The organism is Streptomyces sp. WG5 (assembly GCF_049974565.1).
GTDB lineage: Bacteria > Actinomycetota > Actinomycetes > Streptomycetales > Streptomycetaceae > Streptomyces.
The window spans coordinates 1-506 of the sequence record NZ_JBNGGC010000212.1; the positions used below are offsets into that span (position 1 = coordinate 1).

Genomic DNA, 506 nt, shown 5'->3' on the forward strand with positions numbered 1-506 from the left:
TTGCCCGGAATCCGGACACTTGATCCAGAGATTCTCCGGCGTCTCGCGCTTGAGGATGCTGCGGATCTTCGGCCGGACAACGTTGGTCAACCAGTTCATGCGTTGGGCTCCATGCACATCGCGCCGCGGATTACTCTAGCCGCTTATGTGCGGCCGGGCACCCCGTCGCACAAGGGGAACGAGAAAGAAAGCTATTCTGCGGCCTGTTTGGCGCCGCGCACGCCCTGCGCCAGCGCCGCTGCAAGGTCTGCCACTGCCGGAACTGTCTTTGGCGTGGCGCGGCCCTCCGAATCCAGCGTCGCACGCAGGGCGTCGATCAATGCCGAGCCTACCACGGCACCATTCGCCGCCTGCGCGATGCCGCGCGCGGCGTCCGCTGTGCGGATGCCAAAGCCGACACACACCGGCAACTGTGTATGACGCTTGATGCGGGCCACAGCGGCCGAGACCTGTGCGGTGTCCGCGCTCGCCGAGCCAGTGATGCCGGTGATCGAGACGTAATAAAC

Annotated in this window: 1 protein-coding gene; it reads right to left on the reverse strand. The window is 64.8% G+C overall.

Annotated elements, in window-relative coordinates:
- Positions 1-191 precede the first annotated feature (191 nt).
- On the reverse strand, positions 192-506 hold a 315-nt coding region (locus ACP4IX_RS36680), incomplete at its 5' end, for a tryptophan synthase subunit alpha (RefSeq protein WP_426559037.1).